The sequence below is a fragment of the Novosphingobium sp. DS6-6 genome, from assembly GCF_057784975.1.
Window position 1 is genome coordinate 217,663 of record NZ_JBYNTS010000004.1, and the last position, 22,110, is coordinate 239,772.

23 protein-coding genes, 1 tRNA gene and 1 pseudogene are annotated in these 22,110 nt (G+C 64.0%); 7 read left to right on the forward strand and 18 right to left on the reverse strand.

Features of this window, described 5'->3' with window-relative positions; translation table 11 throughout:
- Window positions 1-135: 135 nt before the first annotated feature.
- From AC3EDY_RS06905 to secE, 8 genes are all read right to left on the reverse strand, one after another.
- Window positions 136-957, reverse strand: a complete 822-nt coding sequence (locus AC3EDY_RS06905) for a DUF5131 family protein (protein WP_488571743.1) — start codon at window positions 955-957, stop codon at window positions 136-138.
- A 60-nt stretch (window positions 958-1,017) separates the two neighbouring features.
- Window positions 1,018-1,971, reverse strand: coding sequence for a nucleotidyltransferase domain-containing protein (locus AC3EDY_RS06910; protein WP_488571744.1), 954 nt, complete (start codon window positions 1,969-1,971; stop codon window positions 1,018-1,020).
- Window positions 1,968-3,077: an HD domain-containing protein gene (locus tag AC3EDY_RS06915; RefSeq protein WP_488571745.1), complete on the reverse strand. Its 1,110-nt coding sequence runs from the start codon at window positions 3,075-3,077 to the stop codon at window positions 1,968-1,970. Before AC3EDY_RS06915 ends, AC3EDY_RS06910 begins: the two co-directional genes overlap by 4 nt.
- An 82-nt stretch (window positions 3,078-3,159) precedes the next feature.
- Window positions 3,160-4,500: a three-Cys-motif partner protein TcmP gene (locus AC3EDY_RS06920; protein WP_488571746.1), complete on the reverse strand. Its 1,341-nt coding sequence runs from the start codon at window positions 4,498-4,500 to the stop codon at window positions 3,160-3,162.
- 438 nt (window positions 4,501-4,938) lie between these two features.
- The gene (gene rplA / locus AC3EDY_RS06925; RefSeq protein ID WP_488571747.1) at window positions 4,939-5,640 is read right to left on the reverse strand and encodes a 50S ribosomal protein L1; all 702 of its coding nucleotides are present in this window, start codon (window positions 5,638-5,640) and stop codon (window positions 4,939-4,941) included.
- Window positions 5,641-5,644: 4 nt separating this feature from the next.
- Window positions 5,645-6,076, reverse strand: a complete 432-nt coding sequence (gene rplK / locus AC3EDY_RS06930) for a 50S ribosomal protein L11 (RefSeq protein WP_488571748.1) — start codon at window positions 6,074-6,076, stop codon at window positions 5,645-5,647.
- A gap of 256 nt (window positions 6,077-6,332) precedes the next feature.
- Entirely contained in the window at window positions 6,333-6,869 is a 537-nt protein-coding gene (nusG, locus tag AC3EDY_RS06935; protein WP_488571749.1) for a transcription termination/antitermination protein NusG, read from the reverse strand.
- Between the two features lie 73 nt (window positions 6,870-6,942).
- A complete protein-coding gene (gene secE / locus AC3EDY_RS06940; protein WP_488571750.1) occupies window positions 6,943-7,137 on the reverse strand; it encodes a preprotein translocase subunit SecE in 195 nt (64 codons plus the stop codon).
- 324 nt (window positions 7,138-7,461) lie between these two features.
- Here secE and AC3EDY_RS06945 point away from each other — a divergent pair, with 324 nt between their 5' ends.
- Window positions 7,462-8,025, forward strand: coding sequence for a hypothetical protein (locus AC3EDY_RS06945; protein WP_488571751.1), 564 nt, complete (start codon window positions 7,462-7,464; stop codon window positions 8,023-8,025).
- Window positions 8,026-8,133: 108 nt separating this feature from the next.
- On the opposite strand, the gene AC3EDY_RS06950 is transcribed toward AC3EDY_RS06945, so the two are convergent.
- Window positions 8,134-8,209 (reverse strand) — tRNA-Trp (locus AC3EDY_RS06950).
- A 68-nt stretch (window positions 8,210-8,277) separates the two neighbouring features.
- Between AC3EDY_RS06950 and aat the strand changes: the two genes are divergently transcribed.
- Complete coding sequence (gene aat / locus AC3EDY_RS06955) at window positions 8,278-9,078, forward strand: leucyl/phenylalanyl-tRNA--protein transferase (protein ID WP_488571752.1); 801 nt, start codon at window positions 8,278-8,280, stop codon at window positions 9,076-9,078.
- Between the two features lie 35 nt (window positions 9,079-9,113).
- Here aat and AC3EDY_RS06960 read toward each other — a convergent pair.
- The 4 genes and pseudogenes from AC3EDY_RS06960 to AC3EDY_RS06975 form a co-directional block, all read right to left on the reverse strand.
- A pseudogene (locus AC3EDY_RS06960) lies at window positions 9,114-9,530 on the reverse strand (DUF2155 domain-containing protein); the annotation flags it as partial.
- Window positions 9,530-9,943, reverse strand: a complete 414-nt coding sequence (locus tag AC3EDY_RS06965) for an NADH:ubiquinone oxidoreductase subunit NDUFA12 (RefSeq protein WP_488571753.1) — start codon at window positions 9,941-9,943, stop codon at window positions 9,530-9,532. The pseudogene AC3EDY_RS06960 and the gene AC3EDY_RS06965, both read right to left, overlap by 1 nt.
- Before the next feature lie 99 nt (window positions 9,944-10,042).
- A complete protein-coding gene (locus tag AC3EDY_RS06970; RefSeq protein ID WP_488571754.1) occupies window positions 10,043-10,564 on the reverse strand; it encodes a DUF192 domain-containing protein in 522 nt (173 codons plus the stop codon).
- Entirely contained in the window at window positions 10,548-11,126 is a 579-nt protein-coding gene (locus AC3EDY_RS06975; protein WP_488571755.1) for a RecX family transcriptional regulator, read from the reverse strand. Before AC3EDY_RS06975 ends, AC3EDY_RS06970 begins: the two co-directional genes overlap by 17 nt.
- Before the next feature lie 171 nt (window positions 11,127-11,297).
- Here AC3EDY_RS06975 and AC3EDY_RS06980 point away from each other — a divergent pair, with 171 nt between their 5' ends.
- A complete protein-coding gene (locus AC3EDY_RS06980; RefSeq protein WP_488571756.1) occupies window positions 11,298-13,055 on the forward strand; it encodes a fatty acyl-AMP ligase in 1,758 nt (585 codons plus the stop codon).
- Window positions 13,056-13,076: 21 nt separating this feature from the next.
- On the opposite strand, the gene AC3EDY_RS06985 is transcribed toward AC3EDY_RS06980, so the two are convergent.
- A complete protein-coding gene (locus AC3EDY_RS06985) occupies window positions 13,077-13,904 on the reverse strand; it encodes an SDR family NAD(P)-dependent oxidoreductase (RefSeq protein ID WP_488571757.1) in 828 nt (275 codons plus the stop codon).
- A gap of 89 nt (window positions 13,905-13,993) precedes the next feature.
- Here AC3EDY_RS06985 and AC3EDY_RS06990 point away from each other — a divergent pair, with 89 nt between their 5' ends.
- From AC3EDY_RS06990 to AC3EDY_RS07000, 3 genes are all read left to right on the forward strand, one after another.
- Window positions 13,994-15,220 (forward strand): toxic anion resistance protein, encoded by a 1,227-nt coding sequence (locus AC3EDY_RS06990; protein ID WP_488571758.1) that lies wholly within the window; start codon window positions 13,994-13,996, stop codon window positions 15,218-15,220.
- 70 nt (window positions 15,221-15,290) lie between these two features.
- Window positions 15,291-16,025, forward strand: coding sequence for a hypothetical protein (locus tag AC3EDY_RS06995; protein ID WP_488571759.1), 735 nt, complete (start codon window positions 15,291-15,293; stop codon window positions 16,023-16,025).
- Window positions 16,022-16,330, forward strand: coding sequence for a hypothetical protein (locus AC3EDY_RS07000; RefSeq protein ID WP_488571760.1), 309 nt, complete (start codon window positions 16,022-16,024; stop codon window positions 16,328-16,330). Before AC3EDY_RS06995 ends, AC3EDY_RS07000 begins: the two co-directional genes overlap by 4 nt.
- A gap of 27 nt (window positions 16,331-16,357) precedes the next feature.
- On the opposite strand, the gene AC3EDY_RS07005 is transcribed toward AC3EDY_RS07000, so the two are convergent.
- The 4 genes from AC3EDY_RS07005 to AC3EDY_RS07020 form a co-directional block, all read right to left on the reverse strand.
- The gene (locus AC3EDY_RS07005) at window positions 16,358-16,804 is read right to left on the reverse strand and encodes a DUF2721 domain-containing protein (RefSeq protein WP_488571761.1); all 447 of its coding nucleotides are present in this window, start codon (window positions 16,802-16,804) and stop codon (window positions 16,358-16,360) included.
- A gap of 43 nt (window positions 16,805-16,847) precedes the next feature.
- Window positions 16,848-18,125: a glycoside hydrolase family 130 protein gene (locus AC3EDY_RS07010; RefSeq protein WP_488571762.1), complete on the reverse strand. Its 1,278-nt coding sequence runs from the start codon at window positions 18,123-18,125 to the stop codon at window positions 16,848-16,850.
- Entirely contained in the window at window positions 18,112-20,574 is a 2,463-nt protein-coding gene (locus tag AC3EDY_RS07015; RefSeq protein ID WP_488571763.1) for a glycosyltransferase family 4 protein, read from the reverse strand. The genes AC3EDY_RS07010 and AC3EDY_RS07015 overlap by 14 nt, the downstream gene beginning before the upstream one ends.
- A gap of 153 nt (window positions 20,575-20,727) precedes the next feature.
- Window positions 20,728-21,486, reverse strand: a complete 759-nt coding sequence (locus AC3EDY_RS07020) for a TonB family protein (RefSeq protein ID WP_488571764.1) — start codon at window positions 21,484-21,486, stop codon at window positions 20,728-20,730.
- A 273-nt stretch (window positions 21,487-21,759) separates the two neighbouring features.
- Between AC3EDY_RS07020 and AC3EDY_RS07025 the strand changes: the two genes are divergently transcribed.
- Complete coding sequence (locus tag AC3EDY_RS07025; protein ID WP_488571765.1) at window positions 21,760-22,110, forward strand: response regulator; 351 nt, start codon at window positions 21,760-21,762, stop codon at window positions 22,108-22,110.

Sequence of the window (22,110 nt, forward strand, 5' to 3'; positions counted from 1 at the left end):
AGGTTGCCGTGATCGATTGCTGCCCATCGTTCATTACGCATTTGGAGTCAGAAAGATATGGTCGGGCGTGGTGAGAAAAAGCGCGGGCAAAAATATAATAATCGTATTCTTTGCGTGTATTTAACACCAAGCGGTCTACCCGCGATCAAATTTCGGCAGCCCGTTCCATTGCTCCCCATCAAGTAAACGGCCCGCAGCCTTTTTCCCTATTCTTAACATGGTCGTTCCGTCAGATGCGGCCGCGTGCCTAGCCTTGGCGAGGTTTAAGCCTTGCCCGGGGGCCCAGTCACCCCATTGCTTGAAGTGGAACGGAATATCGGTCGCCATGCACTCATTTAACAAAGACCTAAACCATGACGGGCTCGAAAGCCGGGCATTGGGGCCGCTCTCCCCACCGGTAATGACCCAGTGGATGTATGGAGCCCAAGGTCCAAGCTTTACCGGTCCGAGCAGTGGTTCGGCTGATATGAAGCGGACTTTAGCTGGTAGGCGCGCCAATGCTGGAAGCCGCTCGTCCGCCCATTCCTGATCTTCGGTCGTTGTGCCGATCCAAACGTTGTCCGGCCAGCTGTCGCCCCAAGGTGTTAGCTGGCGCACCAGGTCCGGTCGTTTGGTGAGGAGGAGCCAGTCAAGGCCTGCAGTCTTACCGATCAGTTCCCATAGCTTCTCGCGCTCACCGTCAAGGTCTCTGCGGTCTTCGAACACGTCTGCCATCGACGCGCAAAACACGCGTGGGCGTTCGCCAGAGGCGAGGGCGGCACGGTTCCAGGCAAGCGGCTCGGCCCAATGCTTGGGTCCGAAGAAGCGCCTTTCGGAATTGATGCCCCAAACATTCTTTCCGAGGCGCTTAGACCAGCTTTCAGCGTAGCAGAACTTGCAAGCAGGGGACATTTTCACGCAGCCCCACCAGGGGTTGAACGTGTGGGTCGTCCACTCGATCCTGGAATTCTTTGCCACTGCTATTTCCTATCCGAATTCATCGTCACGCCTTGCGTCACGCTCGTCAAGGAAAACGGGTTACAGCATGAGAGCTGTGACCGTTGGATTGTCTGTTCCAAAGTGCTCTTTCAGCAACGTGAGAAGATGGCCCCTGAACTGCTGAGCCTGGGCTCTCAGTTGCTGGTACTCCTCAGATTCCGTCTGGACTGATTGTGGCTGGGAAAGCGCTTCGCGTACCTTGGGATCGTCGAGAGCGCTCAGAAATCTGGCGTAGAGTTCAAGGGCTGGGCTTGCCTTGTCGCCGGCGAGCTTCGTCAAGCGCTCGTAAGCGGGCACAGCCAGCAACTCCGACAACTTTGCGATCTTCGCATTGCGCTCCAGTCCGTGCGTTGCTCCCACGGCCATTACACCCGCAAAGAACAGGAGCATGCGTGAGAAGCGCAGCTTGATGAGCCGGATTTCGCGTGGCTTGTTGTCACTCTGAACCTTGTATTCGAAATCTACGCAGATGGTCCGCCAGTAGCGGATGATGTCGTTGAGGAGGAACATGCAGATCTGGTCCGCCCGAATATTCGGAGCCACATACTGCGTGAGCAGACGCGTCCGGGCGTCATTGAAGCCGCTCTCGTTGTACAGCCATTCGCCCTCCAGCAGGAGGAGCATGCGGCGCGTGATGAACTCGTTTTTATCATCCATGCCGCCAATGGTCTGGCTCAGATAGCTCACGCTCAGGGGCGCTTCAAATACACCGCCATTTGCAGGCATTTTGAATCCGGCTGCCCGAAGACGCGTGCGCAACACTTCCTGCGCCGAGTTTGCATCAGCGATCGCATCCTTCCTGTAGAGGACAAAAAGATCAACGTCAGAGCCGCTGGTGGCTTCTCGCCTCGCGTAGCTACCGTTGACGCCTACGATCAGTTGCTGATTGTCGCCGATGATCTCACGAGCAACTTCCCTCATTTTGGCTAGGTCTGCTTCGGACCGGTTCGAGGTATCGGCGAATACAGCTGCCGCATCATGGCTTAAAGTCATGCCGTCGCGGCCTTTGTAATCATGTTTTTCCCTACCAGTTCAGCAATTGATATGCTTCTGCTCAGCTTGGTCTGAACGTAGCGCTTGCTCAAGTCGGCCGCTGTGCAAACCGTCGTGCTTTCGTTCACAGAAAAATGCCGAACGGGTGCTCTTACAGCATGGTCGAAAATCTTCGGGTTCTTCTCGGACAGACGATTCAGGGCGCGGCGCTTGGATGATCGGGCCCAGGCAAAGATGCTGAACAAGCTAGGCTGGTGGCTTCGCAGTTGTTCTTCGTTCCATAGGAAGTTTCTGGGCCGGAACTGTGCTATTTCGAGGGACATGTAGGCTTGCGCAAGGCCGTCAAACAGCAAACCGCTTGGGTGATGAATGATCAGGTTGTAGACGCTGTCCTTCAGTCGCCAGAACTCATCCGCAGCCTTGGCGGGCCATGCTGATTCCGCCGCGATCAATGCCACCAGGCGCTTTGGATTGAATGGGCGTGTCGCTTTGGCCGCAAAAAGCCTCGAGCGGCTGATGCCTTCGATGGTGTCGAGATTGATGGGGCTGCCAAAGAGGAAGGCATGCGGCCCGGTATGCGTGCCATCGACCATCGCAACGACCTCGTCGAGATCGATCTTGTAGGCCCGCATGATCTCCTGGATTTCCGAACCAAGAGCGGTCTTGCCTTCCAGGATAGCCGTTCCGGCCTTGTGGTGATTTATGCCGAAGTTGGCGTTGAACACGGGTTCGAGCGTGTGGGACAGCGGTCCGTGGCCGATATCATGGAGAATGCCCGCAGCCGCCAGGATCCGGCTGTCGTACCGGTTTAGATCGCGAATATCAGCATAGAGCAATGCGAGCTCGGCCACACCCAGCGAGTGATCATAGCGATTGTGGCGCCGACGGTGAAAGTCGGCGCCACTGGGTGCCCGGATATAATCGAGCGCGCCAAGGAAGCCGATATTCTTCAGTCGCTGCAAAGGCCGCGTATGTGCGAGTTCAGCTAAGAACGGATCGGCAAAGACACGTTCTTCCGCATCCACGAGAAGCGGTGGGCTGGGGGGGAGTTCAGGAAACAGCGGCAGCCGCTCCCACTCATCATCGTCCCGCCAAACGGTGTCCACAGTTCTCTCTCGCCGAATTCAGATCCATGCCGTCGATGCCGGACATTCAGGGAGCCTAGCATCACCAGGTTAACGAGCCAAGCTAGGGTTGGCTCCTGCCTGTTGGGAAGTTTGAATTCAATCGGCTGAACAGGGACGGTTGACGAGCCAGCATGATACGGTCGGACCAGGTGACCGTTTGCGTGCGAGGCTTGTCCTTACCCAGGTCGTCCTCGATCCGGATTTCGCCCTCGTCTCGCAGGGAGATCAAGACCTCCTCGAAGATTTCGCGGGTAACGGGCGTGTCGTTGCAATGATTGCCGAACAGCGTCTCGAGGGACGGAGCAACGTCCGAATCGATTGCAGTACGGATCTTGTGCGGGATCTGTTCCATCAGGACCTTGTGAGACAGGCGCCTGGAGTGGGCATCGAATGTGTATGGTAGCAGAAGCTGATCCGGATGAGCCGCATTGGCAAAGCCAAGCGCTTGCAGGCCTGCGCCTCCATGGTGGAGCGAGATGGTGTTTTCCTGCCAGTGGATGTTGCCGATCACGTTTCGCGCCTCACGGTGGCGAGAAAGGTGCAGGAACCAGTAGCTTCTGTGAGCCTCGGGCGAGTAAATAAAGAAGGGGGAGTAAAACTCCGCTCCGGTCTGCTGCTTGAGGTGTTGGTACAGCGTGTTCTGGATCAGAGTCCGCCAGCCCGGACCTTCCCCTTTCTCAGTGGTAAGCTCCGAGATGAAGCCAGGATCAAGATTGACATCCCGGTAGCTGCGTTGCTCGAGACGCGTCTCACTCATGTAGTCGATGAGGCTGTCGACACTGAAGGTCAGAAAGATCTCGGCCTTCTCCAACTGGCCGAGAATCTTGCGCATCGATCCGAACGCGACATCGCTCCAGCCATATTGATCCAGAAGCCAGATCGATCTTCCCCGCTGTGGCGATCGCTTGCGCACGAGGCTGATGGCGTCGTTGACGCGGTCGTTGAAATCGTCGGTCCATATGTGGATGGTCTTGTCGAGCCGCCCCCTGAACGGGGAGGCTTCGATCTCCGCACGAAGATAGTCCGTGTGAAAGCGATGGAGATCCACGAACACGAACTCGGTGCGGATCTCGAAGCCCTTCGGGCGCGTGCGATTCAGGACTTCCTGAGCTTCTGCAATCGCATTCAAGAGGACGAGAGGAGAGCCTGGCACGTCGCGGTTGTTGAAGCGATACCTGCCGCCGCCACAGTAGCCATCGATGATGGTCAGATTTAGCCTCTCTTGAACCGGAGTGGCCGTGCAAACTTCGATATAGCGCCTGATGTAGCGATCCAAGATGCGATGCTTTGCAAGACTGTGACCGCCGATTTCGGGCGGTGCTTCGCCCGTTCGCCAAGTGTAGTGTTTCTTTGCCATTTGCTGAGCATCATACACGACAGCGACCACCTCGGAAAGCAGCATGCCAACTGAACCGCGGCGGATTGGCCCTCGGCTCCCGATTCCGAGTGAATCGAGCCTGCCTTTGCTGGACTAAAAACTTGGTTGCACTTCAGGTGCGCCAGCGGGAGGCGCGAACACTGCTGAAGCACTGGCCACGTCATTGCTTGTTAGGCCGAGATGGTTTGCGGCATGCTGGCGACAGTTCGCAGGCGTTGTAATTTCGTAACCTGCCGTTCCGGACTGTCCGCAAGCCCTGACATAGGAGAGAAGGCTTGTGCGGGCCGACAAATGGCCGGTTTCGGCGTCTTCAGACGTTCCCAGGAGCAGCGGCGATTGGCAGAAACGTCCCAAACCCAGCCTCCGCCCGGACGCTCCAACAGCTCATCCCGCGCAAACGGAAAGAGGCCGGGAAGGCAATCCTTCCCGGCCTCGTATTCCTGCATCTTCAGCGCGGCGGTCTTAGCTGCCGTGCACCTGGGCTACGTCGATCTTGAGGCCGGGGCCCATCGACGAGGACAGACCGACCTTGCGGACGTACTTGCCCTTGGCGCCCGAGGGCTTGGCCTTGACGATCGCATCGACGAACGCGTCGAAGTTGGCGCGCAGGGCTTCGTTCGAGAACGAGAGCTTGCCGATGCCGCCGTGGATGATCCCGGCCTTTTCGACGCGGAATTCGATCTGGCCGCTCTTGGCGGACTTGACCGCATCGGCGACGTTCGGCGTCACGGTGCCGAGCTTGGGGTTGGGCATCAGGCCCTTGGGGCCGAGCACTTTGCCGAGACGGCCGACGAGGCCCATCATGTCGGGCGTGGCGATCACGCGGCCGTAATCGAGATTGCCGGCCTGCATGTCTTCCAGCAGGTCTTCGGCGCCGACGCGATCGGCCCCGGCGGCCAGTGCCGCCTCGGCCTTGTCGCCGCGCGCGAACACCGCAACCTTGACGTCCTTGCCGGTGCCCGAGGGCAGGCTGACCATGCCGCGCACCATCTGGTCGGCATGGCGCGGATCGACGCCCAGGTTCAGCGACACTTCGAGCGATTCGTCGAACTTGGCGCTCTTGAGGTCCTTGAGCAGCTGGATCGCTTCGTCCACGCTGTAGAGCTTCTGGTTGTCGCCCAGCTTCGCGGTCAGGGCCTTCTGCTTCTTGGTCTGCTTTGCCATTGGATCAGCCCTCCACAACCTGCAGGCCCATCGAACGGGCGGAACCCTCGATGATCTTGGCGGCCTGCTGGATATCGTTCGCGTTCAGGTCCTTCATCTTGGCCTGGGCGATCTCTTCCAGCTGCGAACGCGTGATGGTGCCGGCCGAAGCCTTGCCCGGAGTCTTGGAACCCGACTTGATGCCCACGGCCTTCTTGATGAAATAGGTGGCGGGCGGCGTCTTGGTCACGAACGTGAACGAGCGATCGGCATAGACCGTGATCACGGTCGGCAGCGGCGTGCCCTTTTCCACTTCCTGCGTGGCGGCGTTGAATTCCTTGCAGAAACCCATGATGTTGACGCCGCGCTGACCCAGCGCGGGGCCGATCGGCGGCGAAGGCTTGGCTTCGCCGGCATTGATCTGAAGCTTGATGTAGCCTTCGATCTTCTTGGCCATGATGGCCTCCTTTTCTTCCTGTTGAGGCCGCAAGGCCCCGCAGAGTAAGCGGTGATAGCGAGCGGCCGGGGCCGCTCTACCGCACGGATACGCATGGGGCCGAAGCCGTCATGCGAAGCAGGCGCCCTTAGCAGGCATGGCCGCAATTGCAACCGGAAAGCACCGGCGGGAGGGGTGGCCGGAAAGGGTGGAAGCAAAGGACCGGCCGATAGGACCGGCGCCCGCCCCCGACAGGAGCGGGCGAACGCGACCGGCCTTACTTGACCAGCTCGACTTCGTCGAAGCCCAGTTCCACCGGAGTGGCGCGGCCGAAAATGGAAACCGAAACCTTGACGCGGTGCTTGTCGAAATCCAGTTCCTCCACCACGCCGTTGAACGAGGCGAAGGGGCCGGCGTTGACCTTGACCGAATCGCCGATTTCGTAATCGACGGCCACCTGGCGGGTGGGTTGGGCGGCGGCCTGCTCGCGCGCGCCGAAATAGCGCGCGGCTTCCTTTTCGGAAATCGGCTGCGGCTTGCCGTTGTGGCCCAGGAAGCCGGTAACTTTGGGCGTGTTGCGGATCAGGTGATAGATATCGTCGTTCATCGACAGCTTGGCGAGGACATAACCGGGCATGAACTTGCGCTCGACCGCGATCTTCTTGCCGCGCTTCACTTCGGTCACCGTTTCGGTGGGTACTTCCACCGCTTCGACCAGTTGCGAGAGACCGATGCGCTCGGCTTCGGCGATGATCGAATCGCGGACTTTGTTTTCAAAGCCGGAGTAGGCGTGGATGATGTACCAGCGGGCCATAATGCGTCTCTATGTGCGAAGGTTTGTCGATCAGGGGTTTATCGATCAGAGGTTTACGATCAGAGGTTTATCGTCAGGCCAGCGTGAGCAGCCACTGCACGATCATGCCGAACACGCTGTCGATGCCCAGGAAGAACACCGCCAGGATCAGCATCATGATACCCACGAAAATCGCCGTGGTGGTGGTTTCCTGGCGCGTGGGCCAGACCACCTTGCGCGCCTCTGCCTTCACCTGGTTGAAGAATTCGCCGGGGCTGATCTTGGCCATGGCCTGTTGCCTTCGCTGCCTGAAAGAATGTCGTTCCTTCCGCCTAGGGGCCATCGCCGCCCCGGACAGGTCCGGGAGGGGCAGGCGAAGGCTCCGATGTCGGAAGGTCTCGCGTATCTAGGGCCAAGCGCGGCGCTTGGCAAGTGCAGAGGCGGCGGGGGCGCCCGGCCGGCTTGGCGCATCCAGTGGGCGCTGCAACGCAACCTTTGGAAACGATGTCGTTTCTGGTGGTTACCTATCTGCATCCCGGGGCGCACCTTCGCGCCACCAGCATCTCAATGATGAGCAACGTCATGGCGATGGGATTGCAAGGAGAGCCTGATCATGCGCGCGATCACGATAACCACGGCCCTGCTGCTGGGCACGGCGGCCTTGAGCCTGCCAGCCCTTGCCCAGCAAGGCACGACTGGAAGCACGGGGACCGGAACAAGCGGAACCACCGGCACCACCAGCACCGGTAGCCAGAGCGGCGCCAACCAGAGTTGGCCGGGCCAGACGGGTACTGGCACTGGGCAGACCGGTTCGAACGCCGGCGATACCGGAGCGGGCAGGACGGGAACCGGCCAGACCTGGCCCAGCCCGACCGGCACTACCGGAACGGGAACGATAGGGACGACCGGAACCGGCCAGACCGGCACCGCCACGCCTCCGGGGTCCAGCGGATCGACCGCCACGGGCACGAGCGAAACGCGCCATCAAGGCAGCCACACCCGCGGCCGCAATTCCTCGTCCACCGGTTCCTCGTCCTCACAGGGCGGCACAGGTTCCACCACGGGAAGTCCGCAGAGCGGCACCAGCGGCAGCGGAACGTCGGGCGGCGGAACATCCGGTGGCAGTACCTCTGGCGGCGGGACCGGGGGAGCGACAGGCGGCTCTACGGGCGGCTGATCTCTCGACGCGAAAACAATTCGCTACCAAACAGAGGGCCGCTGCCGAAAGGTGGCGGCCGTTCTGCGTGCGCAGCCAAGGCGCAAGGGCGATGCAGAATAAGGAAAATGGCAGGAGTGGAGGGACTCGAACCCCCGGCCCTCGGTTTTGGAGACCGATGCTCTACCAACTGAGCTACACTCCTGTGTCGGGGAGCGCCCTTAGTGGGTTGACGCGGGCAGCGCAACCGGCGGATGAAGATTTTCAGCCGCCATGTTGCAATCCACCGCCCCCCTGATCCCGCCCGACCTGCTGCTACGGGCCTATCGCGCCGGCATCTTTCCGATGGCGGACAGCCGCGACGATCCGGAAATCTATTGGGTGGAGCCGCGCATGCGGGCGGTCCTGCCGCTCGATGGCTTCCACTGTTCCCATTCCCTGGCGCGCACGCTGCGGCGCGGGCGTTTCGCGGTAACGTGCAATGCCGCGTTCGACGCGGTGATCGACGCCTGCGCGGCACCGCGGCCCGGGGCGCAGGACAGCTGGATCTCGTGGCGCATCCGCGAAAGCTATCGCGCGCTCCACATGCAGGGCCACGCTCATTCCATCGAAGCCTGGGCACTGGACAGCAACGGGCAGCGCGTGCTGGCAGGCGGGCTCTATGGTGTGGGTTTTGCCCGCGTGTTCTGCGGCGAAAGCATGTTCAGCCGGCAAAGCGACGCATCGAAAGTCGCGCTCGCCTGGCTGGTGGCGGCCCTGCGTCAAGCCGGTGTCACTCTGCTCGATTGCCAGTTTTCGACGCCGCATCTCGCATCGCTGGGCGCGGTGGAAATTCCCCAGGCGGACTATCTGCGCCTGCTTGACGAGGCCGGCCGTTACTCGGGGGCCGGATCGCCCGGTGTGCCCGCATCTTCCTCGACAGGAGCATCGTCGGCGGCGGGGGCATCGTCGGCCGGGGCGGCGGCAGCCGGCTTACCGTCGGGCTTTGCCGCGCTTCTGGCCGCGGCGGCCGATGCCGGGCTCTCTTCCTCACCCGGGAATTTCATCGCGCAATCCTTGACCCAGACATCATAGACCGGGTGCTCAACCACGTTGAGCGACGGTGCATTCCTGAACAGCCAGCCGGAAAAGACCTTGTGCCAGGCCAGCTTCTGCTCGGTGGTCGCGCGTTCTTCGACATAGAGCTGCACGAAGGCGCCGGTTTCGGCCGGGTCTTCCCAGGGGGCAGTGCGTTCGCAGGTTCCCAGCCGCACGATGGCATTGCCGATGCGCTTCGCCTCGCCAGAGCGCAGCACGATGTCCTGGGTGATGTTGTTGCGCTTGTTGAGAAAGCCCAGCGTCGCCACCCGGTCTTTCACCGGGGTGCCGTAATCGCTTTCCGCCGCGCCACCGCTGGCGGCGGCAACCGGCGCGGCAGCGGTAGCTTCGCCCGGCGGCGCGGTTTCGGCCGGCTCGCGGTTGCAGGCGGCCAGCAGCAGCGTGCCGCCGGCCAGCACGACCGTAACCGACGGCAGGAAACGGGGCATCAGCCTTCGGGAGACCAGGCTTCGTAGTCGCCGCTGGCCGCCGCGCGATTGCCTCCCCGCTCGAGCGAGCCCATGGGGCGATAGGCCTTGGCCGTGCCGGTGGCATTGGGCGTGAATTCGGTCTCCCAGATGCGCGGCGGGGGCAGATTGCTTTCCGGCACGCCATCGATCGTGCCGTGAAGCCAGCCGTGCCATTCGGCCGGCACGCGGCTGGCATCGTTGGCGCCGTTGTAGATCACCCAGCGACGCTCGCGGCCCTGAAACGGGTGGCCCTTGGGATAAGGCTTCCTGGCACGGTAATAGACGTTGCCCTGGGCATCATGGCCGACCCGCTCGCCATTGCGGGCGTTATCGAGCAGCGTACCGAACGTCGCGCCGTCCCACCAGGTGAAGATCTTGCCGAGAATGCTCATGAAGCCGTTATTCCGATTGCAGCCGCCGCTCACGGGTCCTTTTGCCCTAGCGCTTGAAAGGGGGAGTCGGCAAGGGTGCTGTTGCGGTCGATCGCGGTCCTACCACGCTACCCGGTCGCCGGGCTTGAGACCGATCTGCGCCGCGCGGCCGCCGTTGAGTTCGAGAACCGCGGAGACCGGGCCGGCCGAGGGCAGCGCGGTCGGATCATAAGGCACGGCGTTGGCGGCCACGTTGAGCACCCGATGATCGGGGCCGATAAAGATCAGATCCAGCGGAATGACCGTGTTCTTCATCCAGAACGCAGCCATGCGGGGCGGGTTCATGGGAAAGATCATGCCTTCGTCGGCCCCCATCGCGGTGCGGAACATCAGGCCCTTTTCCTGTTCCTCCCCGCTCGCGGCCACTTCCACGCGGAATTCGTGTCGCCCGCTTGCGGTGGCGACGGCAAGAGGAATGACCTTGAGCCCCGAGATGGGATGCACGCCCGGCGCGCCGGCTGGCGCGGCCAGGGCATCCTCGTCACGGTGCCGGGCGTCGGCTGCGGTGGGCGAGCAGGCCATCATCCCGCCCGCCAGCACGATCGCCACGCTCGCCAGTGCTGTCTTAATCGTCTGATTCATAGACCCAGTCTTCCGCTTCGCATTCGCCTGCTGCATTCACCAGCGCGCGCGCCATGGCAAGGGGGTGCCCGGCGCGCAGGAAGATCGCCACCTGCTTTTCGCGCAAGGCGGGATCGATCCGTCCATCCGCCCCGCGCGGGCCGAACGGCCCCAGCCGCCGCCGCCGCGCCAGCGCCAGGGCCGCCGCGCGCGCATCCTGCCCCGAACCGAGCGCATCGACGCGCAGGCCCGGCGCGATTCCGGCCTGGCCCAGATCCTGCACGATCCGCCGCGCGCCCAGCCCGCGGCGCCGCAAACTGGCGCCCCGCATCCGGGCATAGCTTTCGTCGCTGACATAGCCGGCAGCGGCCATGCGCGCGACGATGGCGGGCACGTCAGGCGGCGTCGGGGCGCCCTCGTCCCAGCCGCGCTCACGCAGCTTGCGGGTGAGGTAGGCTGCCAGCTTGCCGGTGCTGGTGGCAAACCGCGCGACATAGGCCAGCGCCATTTCATCGAGCAAAGCAGCATCGAGCGGACGGGCGGGCCGCGGTTTGCGACGATCTCGGGCAGCGGGGCGGTTCACGCCATATTCGTGCCACACTCGGCTTTAAATGAGAACCACGGCCTGCGGTTTCTTGGTCCAGGGGCTTGCGCCATCGCGCGGTTCCCGCAAGGAGCCGGTCCGTCGCCATTCGCCGCCGCGGTGCGGATTGGGCGGCATGAACACGATGATCACGCGCTTTCGAGGTTCCGTATGACCGTTTCGGCCGCCGTTGCAGACACCATGGCGCTAGTTCCAACGCCCAACGACGACGCGCAGCCGCGCCGTTACGCGGATTTCGCCACGTTCTGCGACGCGCTGGACTATGCCGCGCAGGGCGAACGAGGGTTCAATTTCCACGATCCGCGCGGCGTGCTGAAGCAGGTCTATCCGTTTTCCCGGTTGCGCGGCGATGCATTGGCCGCGGCGCGGCGGCTGGTGGCGCGCGGGATCAAGCCAGGCGACCGGATCGCCCTGATTGCCGAAACCGGCCCAGAATTCGCGGCGCTGTTCTGCGGCGCGGTCTATGCCGGCGCCTGGCCGGTGCCGCTGCCCCTGCCCACCAGCTTTGGCGGCAAGGAAAACTATATCGACCAGTTGGCCGTACAACTGGCCAGTTGCGATCCGGCCCTGCTGGTCTATCCCGGCGAACTGGCCGAAATGTGCGGCGAGGCCGCCGCGCGCCAGGGCTGCACCGGCCTGAGCTGGGCACGGTTCGACGAAGGCGCGCTTGCCGACGCTGCCTTGCCCCCGGCCGATCCCGACGCGATCTGCTATCTGCAATATTCCAGCGGCTCCACCCGCTTTCCCCATGGCGTGGCAGTCACGCACCGCGCGCTGCTGGCCAATCTGGCCGGCCATTCGCACGGCATGGAGATCGGCGATGGCGATCGCTGCGTCAGCTGGCTGCCGTGGTATCACGACATGGGCCTGGTCGGCTGCTTCCTTTCGCCCATCGCCAACCAGGTATCGGTCGATTACCTCAAGACCGAGGATTTCGCCCGCCGTCCGCTGGCCTGGCTCGACCTGATCAGCCGCAACCAGGGCACGACGCTGTCCTATTCGCCCACGTTCGGCTATGACATCTGCGCCCGGCGCATTTCCAGCCAGACCCATGTGGCCGAACGGTTCGACCTGTCGCGCTGGCGCGTGGCGGGCAATGGCGCCGACATGATCCGCCCCGACGTGATGCAGGGTTTCGTCAACGCCTTTGCCGACGCCGGGTTCAAAGCCAGCGCTTTTCTGCCCAGCTACGGCCTGGCCGAAGCGACGCTGGCAGTGACGATCATGCCACCGGGCGAAGGCATCCGCGTGGAACTGGTGGAGGAAGAGCGCCTTTCGGGTTCGCCGCGCGACCTTTCCCGTCCCGCCCGCTATCGCGCCATCGTCAACTGCGGGTTGCCCGTTCTGGGCATGGACGTGGCCATCCGCGGCGAAAACGGCGAAGTGCTGGACCATCACCACATCGGCAAGGTGTGGTGCCGCGGTTCGTCGGTCATGCATTCGTACTTCCGCGATCCGGAATCGACCAATGCCTGCATGGTCGATGGCTGGCTCGATACGGGCGACATGGGTTATGTAAACGCCCAGGGCTATCTGTTCATCGTCGGCCGCGCCAAGGACATGATCATCATCAACGGCAAGAACCACTGGCCGCAGGATATCGAGTGGGCGGTGGAACAACTGCCCGGCTTTCACCAGGGCGATATCGCCGCGTTCTCGGTGGAAGCCGAAAACGGCGAGGAAACCCCGGCGGTACTGGTGCATTGCCGCGTGTCCGATCCGGAGGAGCGGGTAAAGCTGCGCGATCAGATCCGCGACAAGGTGCGCTCGATCACCGGCATGAACTGCGTGGTCGAACTCGTCCCGCCGCGCACGCTGCCGCGCACCAGTTCGGGCAAGCTAAGCCGCGCCAAGGCCAAGAAACTGTACCTTTCGGGCGAGATCGAGCCCTATAGCCTGGCCGCCTGAACGGCCGGTGCCGGCACCCGGTCAAAACGGAATTTCCGCCCCGTCCCACGCCCACAGCCTGCCGCTGACCGCCGGCTCAAGCCGGTCGAGGACATCGAGCATGGCGCCTGCGGAATAGGCGGGCGTGAACAGCTTTTCCGGCTTTACCCCGCGCTGGAACGGGGCGGACAGGGGCGTGGCGACCGTGCCGGGGTGAAGCGCGGCGGCGATGGCGTGGGGATGGCTGCGCGCCAGTTCGATCGCCAGGCCGCGCACCAGCATGTTGAGCGCCGCCTTTGCCGCACGATAGCCGTGCCAGCCGCCCAGGCGATTGTCGGCAATCGAACCGACCCGGGCCGATAGAACCGCAAAGACGCTGCGCCGATCGCGCGGAAGCAGGCCGGGCACGCGGGCCATGATCATGGCCGGGCCGATGGCATTCACCGCGAACTGTTCGGCCAGCGCCGCCGCCGAAAGCGACCGCACGCTCTTTTCGGGCGGCGTGCCGTCGGCCAGGGTCAGGCGGCCGGTGGCCACCAGCACCATATCGAGCGGACCCTGTTCCGCCAGCGCGGCGCAGGCCTGCGCGACACCGGCTTCATCGGCATAATCGAAAACGAAAGGGCGCACGTTCGGCGCCGGCGCCAGGGGCCGGCGCGCGCCGGCGTGCACCACGGCGACATCGTCCCGCGCGGCCAGCGCCGCTAACAGGGCCGCGCCGATCCCGCCCGATGCGCCGAAAACCGCGACGTGCTTTGCCTCTTGCGTCATACCGCGAATGTGGCGGCACGGCGCGGCGCTGTCGACCAGCCCGAAAGGGCCGGCATGCGGGGGGATATCGCCATCGGGCGGAACGGATCGGCCGTTCATCCGATAGCGCCTTGCACGCAGGGCTGCCTATCGCCATCTTCGCGCGCGGCGGCAATGCCTTTGCTGCCTGGACTAGACAGGATCGCTTCATGGCCACCACCCCTTCCGCCACGCAGACCGCTCTGGACACCGCCCAGCAACCGGCCATCACCTTGACGCCGCCCGATCCCGTGCCGGTGGTGGCGCCGCACCAGGCGGCAGGGCTGGTACCCGTGGCCGAGGAAACGCGCGGCAAGCTGGAAGCCAAGGCCGATGCGTTCGTGGCCGAATTGCTGGCCCAGGATGCGGCCAGCCCGGAATTCGGCAAGCGGGTGGACCAGTTGACAGCCATGGGCCGCAAGGAAATCGCCCAGGCGGCCGGGATGTCCAACCGCTTTCTCGACCGCCCGATCCGCGCGATGGACAAGGATTCGGGCGTCGGCGCCGATCTCGCGCAACTGCGCCGCACGATCGAAGACCTCGATCCGGCGCGCAAGGGAAACCTGTCTTCCGGGCGCAAGATCCTGGGCATCATTCCTTTCGGCAACAGCATGAAGAAATATTTCGACGGCTACGTTTCGGCCCAAGGGCATATCAAGGCGATCCTGGAACGGCTGGCGGCCGGCAAGGACGAACTGCTGATGGACAATGCCGCGATCGACGTGGAGCGGCAGAAGCTGTGGGAAGCGATGGGCCAGCTCGAGCAGATGATCGCCATCGCGCGCCTGCTCGATACCAAGCTGGAGGAGGCGGCGGCCGATCTTGACCACAGCGATCCGGCCAAGGCCAAGGCGATCCGCGAAAGCGCGCTGTTCTATACCCGCCAGCGTACGCAGGATCTTCTGACCCAGATGGCCGTCACCGTGCAGGGCTATCTGGCGCTCGACCTTGTCAAGAAGAACAACGTCGAACTGGTCAAAGGCGTGGACCGTGCCAGTACCACGACTGTTGCCGCACTGCGCACCGCGGTGACGGTGGCCCAGGCGATGACGAACCAGCGCCTGGTCCTGGAACAGATCACGGCGCTCAATAGCACGACCGCCAATATCATCGATTCGACCGGCAAGCTGCTGCGCGAGCAGACCGGCCGCATTCACGAGATGGCCGCGTCGAGCACGATCCCGCTCGAAACGCTGCAACGGGCTTTCCAGAACATCTATGAAACGATGGACACGATCGACACGTTCAAGCTCAAGGCCCTGGACGCGATGAAGCAGACGGTCGAAACGCTGTCAGGCGAAGTGGAGAAATCCAAGGGCTATATCGCCCGGGCCGAAGGCGCCGCCAAAAACGCCGCACCGGCGGGCACACCGTCGCTGCTGAGCCTCGAGGGGTGATGCGGCACATCTTCGCTGGCGAGTTCTTTTCTTGCCCCGAAACCGACCCTTTATCACGACAGGCCCAGCCATGACCGCATCGAAATCCGACGTCATCCTGCGCGAAGCACGCGCGAGCCTGGCCCATCAGCGCGCGGGCGGGCGGCGGCGCTCGATCGGTGCGCGATCGGCGGAGATCAAGCGCAGGCATTTGGCGCGCAAGGCCGCGCGCATGGCCATGGCCGTGGGCGTGGTGCTGCTGGCGGCCATGGTGGCGGGGCTCGTCATCGACGGGATCGGGCTGACGGGGCTGCTGCTGACGGTTCTGGCGATCATCGGCGTGCTGGGCTTCTTTGCCACCTATCCGCGGCTCAAGGTTCCCGATATCGCCACTATCAACCGCGGTGACGTGCGCACCATGGTGGGCCGCACCCAGCTGTGGCTGGAAGCGCAGGCGCCGGCGCTGCCCGCGCCGGCCGTGCGGCTGGTAGACCAGATCGGCACGCAGCTTGACGGGCTGGGATTGCAGCTGGAAGGCATCGACCCCGCCGAGCCGGCCGTGGCGCAAGTGCGCAGCCTGGTGGGCGAGCACCTGCCTGGCATGGTGGAGACATGGCGCCGCATTCCCCCCCACCTGCGCCGTGAAGAGCGCGGCGGGCGCAACGCCGACCAGCAGCTGGCCGACGGCCTGGCCAGGATCAGCACCGAGATCGACCAGGTGACGCGCCAGCTTGCCGTGGGCGACATCGACGCCCTTGCCGTGCGCGGGCGCTATCTCGACTATCGCTATGGCGATGCGCTGGACGGCGCGGCAGAGACGCCGTGACGCGGATTGCCCTGCCCCATTCCCTTGGCAAGGACGAAGTCCGCGGCCGCATCACCGCGCGCCTGGGCGATGCCCCGGGCAAGGCGAGCGACCTGATCGGCGGCGTGGCGCGGGTGGAAATGCAATGGGCCGATGCCGATCATCTGACCATGATCGTCTCGGCCATGGGCTTTACCATCCCGAGCGCGGTGACGCTGGAGGACGACCGGCTGCTGTTCGACGTGGACATTCCCGCCGGCCTTGGCTTTGCCCGTGGCATGATCGAGGGCATGATACGCGAAAAGGGCGAAAAGCTGCTGGCCTGACGTTGTCCCGCGCCGATCAGGCGCCGATCATAGATCCTTGCGCTCAAGCTCCAGAAACTCTGGCGGCAGGCGCAGGGTTCGGGAGACGATGCGGGTTTCGAGCAGGAGGCAGATCAGCGCCACCATCAGGAGCGCGATGGCGACGAAGAACGCCGTGGCGGTGACATCGCCCAGATGGACAAGACCGGTGATCTGCGTGAAGAACAGCGAGCCGACGGTCACGCCGATGCCCAGGCCCGACAGCACCAGCAGCAGCAGCGCGCGCCCGATCAACTGTATGCGGCGATCGACATGGCGCATTTCCATCACCACGGCATCGTGGGCCGGGCCGGTTGTTTCGGCATGCAGGACCTGGAGATGCCGCGAGCGATCGACCACGCGCCCCAGCCGGGTGGTCAGGATGTTCATGATGTTGCCGATCGCCACCAGCACGAAAACGGGGGCAAGCGAAAGTTGGATGGTCTGCGCGATCATGGCCCTATCCTTGGCGCGATGATCGCCGGTTGCGCAAGCGTGCTCATTCCATCAGCTTGAGAATTTCGTCTGTCCCGATCGTGGCAAAGCCCACCGCGCTATCGGAAATGCCATAAGGCACCAGCAGCGTTCCCCCGACCATCAAGGCCCCGCAGGTATAGACCACATTGGGCACGTAGCCATAACGGTCGGCATCGATCGCGGTAAGCAGTGGCACCTTGCTGCGCGCGAGGACGCGCGACGGATCGTCGCGATCGAGCAGCGCGCAGCCCAGCGCGTATTTGCGCATGGCCCCCACGCCATGGGTCAGCAGCAGCCAGCCCTGGTCGGTCAGGATCGGGCTGCCGCAATTGCCGATCTGCACGAATTCCCACGGATATCGGGGTTCCATCAGCAGGACGCCGTCATCGTCCCAGCAATCGAGGCGGTCGGACCGCAGCAGGAACAGGTTCTTGCCATCCTGGCGCCCGACCATGGCATAGCGGCCGTCGATCGTCTGCGGGAACAGTGCCATGCCCTTGTTGCGGCCGGCACGCCCGAGAATCGGTTCCAGCCTGAACCGGCGGAAATCGCGGGTGCGCAACAGCTCCGACCGGATCGAACTGCCGGAATAGGCGGTATAGGTGCCGATCCACTCGTAATCGCCGCCGCCATGATCGAACCGCACCAGGCGCAAGTCTTCCAGCCCGCCGCGCTGCTGCTCGGTAATCGGGAAGATCACGCTGTTGGACAGCGTGCTTTCGGCATGGCGGTGCAGCCAGACCGCCTGGTCCGCCTCGGCCGGCGCGCAGACGTCGGGCAGCATCGCCGTGGCAAAGGCGTTTTGCGGCCAGAGCTGGAACGTGCCGTCGGGATGGGCCAGGCCTTCGCGGAAGACGATAGAACTGATGTGCCCCTCGCCCACCGCGCGCAGGCTCATCACGAAGCGCAGCGTGCCGTCCCGCATGCCCGACTGATCGGGATGGGGCACGATCGACGGGTTCATCAGGGCGGCGGCGGCATAGGTATATTCGTGGCAGAAATAAGCGCCGATCAGACGCCGGCGCACCAGATCGATCGCCGCGTCATCCAGATCGAGCGCGTCGCGCACTTCGGCATAGCGCTCTTCGAACAACTGTTCGGTCTGCCAGTGGCGCTCTTCGAAATCGTGGAGAACGCGTGCATATTCTTCGGCGGCTTCGGCCTCGCTCAGGGAAAGCACATCCTGCACCAGGCGCGCGGCACGCGATCCCCCGCCTGTGCCGCTCTGCCAGCCCAGGTGAAAGGGCCGCAATACGACGCGCGAGGGATCGGCATGAAGCCGCTGCTCAAGAATTCGCAAGCCGCTGCGGGCCGAGGGGGGGCTGGCCGGCGATTGGCTGGGGTCTGAAAGCTTTATCGCCAAGGACACTCCTTACCTTGCTGTTGGGACCAAGAGGCTGGGCATGCGCCGCGGTATCGCTGCCAACGCGCGGGGTGGCCGCGCGTTCCAAACGGGCCAGCGCATAATGCGCGAGCTGGAATGCAAGGATGGATTCGGCACCGCAATTGGCATTGGCCCCGCGCGGCGTAATGCCGTCGCGACACCGCCCGCTGGCCAGATCGCCCAGCGCCAGGCCGCGATCGTTCGCCCCCAGGAACCACCGATAGGCAGCCTGGGCATGGCCACGCCAGAAATCGCGGGCATCGTCCTGATCATCATCGACGCAGGCATACCATGCCACGGCGCAGGCTTCCACCGCCGCCCATGCTTCGAGCGGCTGCTGGTCGAACGGCTTGACTTCATAGGATACGGCATGGGGCGGGGTGAACGTTTCCGAACCAATGGCTCGGAAATGTCCTGTGGCGCTGGTCTGTTGCGCGGCGATGAAACGCAGGGCATCGAGGCCGGAATCGAGCCAGTCCGCCCGGTTCATCAGGCGGCCGGCGCGGATCAGCGCCTCGGGCAGGCGGGGATTATCATAGCCCAGCATGGCTTCGAACCAGGCCCAGTCAGGCCGGCGTCCCTTTTCCAGCAGGGCATGGAGCAAAGCGCCGCCGCGTTCGATCAGAGCGCGGCTGGGGCCATGGCCGGGCTCCACTGCCAGGATTTCGGCCGCGCCCAGCATGGCAAAGGCGATGCTGCGCGGGTATTCGACGGTGCCGAGCGGGCCAAGCACCATATCGTACCATTGACGCGCCCAGGCCTTGAGCCCGGAATCGGGTGCGTGCACCGCGGCATGGCCCAGTACCCAGAGCGCGCGGCCGTTGCTGTCTTCCGAGCCGATGTCTTCGCACCATGACCGGTCGAAGGCCATGAAGTTGCGGAACCGGCCGGCGTCGGGATTCCAGGCATGCTGAACGAACGCGGCAAAGACCGTTGCCCAGCGCTGGCGCTCTGCCAGGGGAATGCCATCGGCCACCCCCATCAGCATCAGCGCGCGCACGTTGTCGTCAAGGCAGTAACCGTGGCGCCGATCGGGCACGATGCCGATCGCGTGTTGCAGCATGCCCGTGCTGTCGCACATCGCCCAGAGGCCGCCGGTGCCGGGGACGGCAGTCAGCGGCACCTGTTGCGGCGCCAGCGTGGCCACGGTCCTGACCAGGCGGGCGCAGCTTTCGGCAAAGCGCGGCCAGATGGTTTCGCGGCCGCGCGCATAGGCCCGGCGCTGCATGGCCTCGAGCGCGGCCGGATCGTCGAGCAGCGCGTTGACCGCCTGTGCCAAGGCCGTGGCCGAGCGTGGCGGTACCAGGGCACCGACACCGTCGGCCAGAAGTTCGCGCGCATGCAGATAGGGTGTCGAAACCACCGCCTTGCCCAGGGCAACCGCATAGCTGAGCGTGCCCGAGGTGGACTGCTGCAGATTGGGATAGGGCGTGAGATAGATATCGCATGCTTCGAGCTGGTCGAGAAGTTCGCCCGTCTCGAGAAAGCGGTTGTCCCAGATCACGTGGTCCGACACGCCCAGCCTGTCGGCCAGCGCCATCAGGCTTTCGCGATAGGCCTCCCCCCGCGTGGCGACGAGATTGGGATGCGTGGCGCCGACAATGCGATAGACCGTATCGGGATGCGCCGCGACGATTGCGGGCAGAGCTTCGATCGCGGTCTCCAGGCCCTTGCCCTCGCCCAGCAGGCCGAACGTCATGATCACGTTCTTGTCGGCAAGACCCGCGCGTGCCTTGAAGGCGGCGGCGCGCCCGAAAGGCCGGTCGGGCGCGCCGTGGGGAATGATAGTGATCCGCGCGGGATCGACGCCGTAGACCTGCGTCAGCACATCGCGGCCATGCCCGCTCATCACCATCACGCCGCTGGCCCGGCCAAGAATATGATCGAGCACGGCACGCTGCTGGGCCGAGGGCTTGGCCAGGACGGTATGCAGCGTCACGATCAGCGGCGCTGCCACGCGATCGATCAATTCGAGCACAAGCGCCCCGCAATCCCCGCCGAATATACCATACTCGTGCTGCAGCCAGACAGCATCGACGCCATCCTCGTTGATCCGCAGCGCGGCGATGCGATAGTCTTCGGCACGATCGGCGCGGATAACGCTGCGCGCTTGGGGATAGGCGTTGGGCTCGGTCGGGCTGTCGACGACATGCAGATCGACCGCCAGTTCGGGATGGTACAGGCCCAGTTGCTGAAAAACGTCGGTGGTAAACGTGGCAATGCCGCATTTGCGCGGCTGGAAACCGCCGATCAAAGCCACCCGGCGGAGAGGCGCGCGCGCGCTGGCGTCGCCGGCAAACAAATCGAGTACGGCCCCGCCAACAGGGGTGCCGCGCCGCAAGGAGGTGGAAAGGTCGCGTATCATCTGACTGGCTCGCCCCGAAATATGTCTGTTCGATGAACCAAACGATGCAGACCGGATTCAGTTGCATTGCATTGCAACGTCAGCCGACCCCGCAGTGCTGATTTTGTCGCTGAAAAAGGGCAGTTCAAGGGTGCGGCAACGCAAAAATGCGACTTATCGCTGTGGTGCCCACCAACGCTGCCGCCAGCCGTATTCCGCCGCGACCGGGCGCCCCAGAGCATCGCGCGCCGGCCGGAAGCGAAAGCGTTGCAGGGCCAGGCGGCAGGTCACGGCATCCGCCTCGGCATTGCCGCTGGGCTGCTGCACCCGGCAATCGGTGGGCCGGCCGTCGGTGTCGACACGCAGCACGATGACCACCTGCCGGCCGGCGCGATCGGCTTGCCCGGCCGCCGGATAATCGCGCGTGGCGGTAATGTCTCCGGCGATCTTGGCAAGATTTTGCGCCAGGCCTGCCCCGCTGCCCTGGCCGTCCGCGCCGCTGCCGGTTCCCGCGCCCGCGCTTGCGCCACCGGTGCCTGTCCCGCTGATCCCTGCACCGGCACGGATATCGGCGCCATCGGCGGCAACGGGCGCGGCCGGCAGCGCGGGGATCACGATGCGCGGCGGCGGCGCGGCGACGGCCTTGGGCTGTGCCCTGCGAGCCATGGCGCCGGCAGGACCGGCAGGCACGCGACTGGCTGCCGGCGGCGGCGGTGACGCCGTGACCGGAGGCGGCGGATCGGGTGCGGAGAGCGCATGGAGCACCAGCGCAGGACCTTCGGGCAGGCGCGGCGTGGCGATGCCCCCGGCCAGACCACGCACCAGCGCCAGGATCAGCAGCACATGGAGCAGGGCGACCGCACCGCCGACAAGCACATCGCGTTTCCAGCGCACCGTCAGGAAATCGGGATCAGGCATGAACAAGGCAGGCATGAACAGGGCAGGGCAAAAGTCCGGGCGAATCGGAGAAAGCGCCATACCGCTATCGATAACAATTGGCTGAACGGAACGGTGCCACGTGACATGACACGCGCGGAAAACAGGGCGAACCGTTGCAATTGGGGGACAGATCGCCGCCTTGGCGATGAATTCGTATCATCGGCAGTTTCGCTTGTTCCCCACATGCAGTACATTTTGCAAAGTTTTCAGCAAAGGCCTTGTGCGCCTTCTGCCGCGATTGCGATAGCGGCCTCAAGGATTGAACTCATGCGAATTCTGGTTGTCGAGGACGAGCCTTTGCTCGCGATGCTGCTGGAGGAAAACCTGGCAGACCTCGGCCATGACAAAGTGACCGCGGTGGCCACCGTTGATCAGGCGCTGTCCGCGCTCGACGAAGGCCCGGTCGATGCCGCCTTGCTGGATTTCTCGCTGGGCAGCGATACGACTTCGGTGCCCGTGGCCTTGCGCCTGCGCGAGGAAGGCACGCCCTTCTTCTATCTTTCCGGCCATGCCTCGTTCGACCCCGATGCCGGCGCGCCCGACGCGCCGATGCTGACCAAGCCGGTCAGCCTCGATGCTTTGCGCACGGCGCTCTCTTCGCTGGCGGAAGCGAACTGA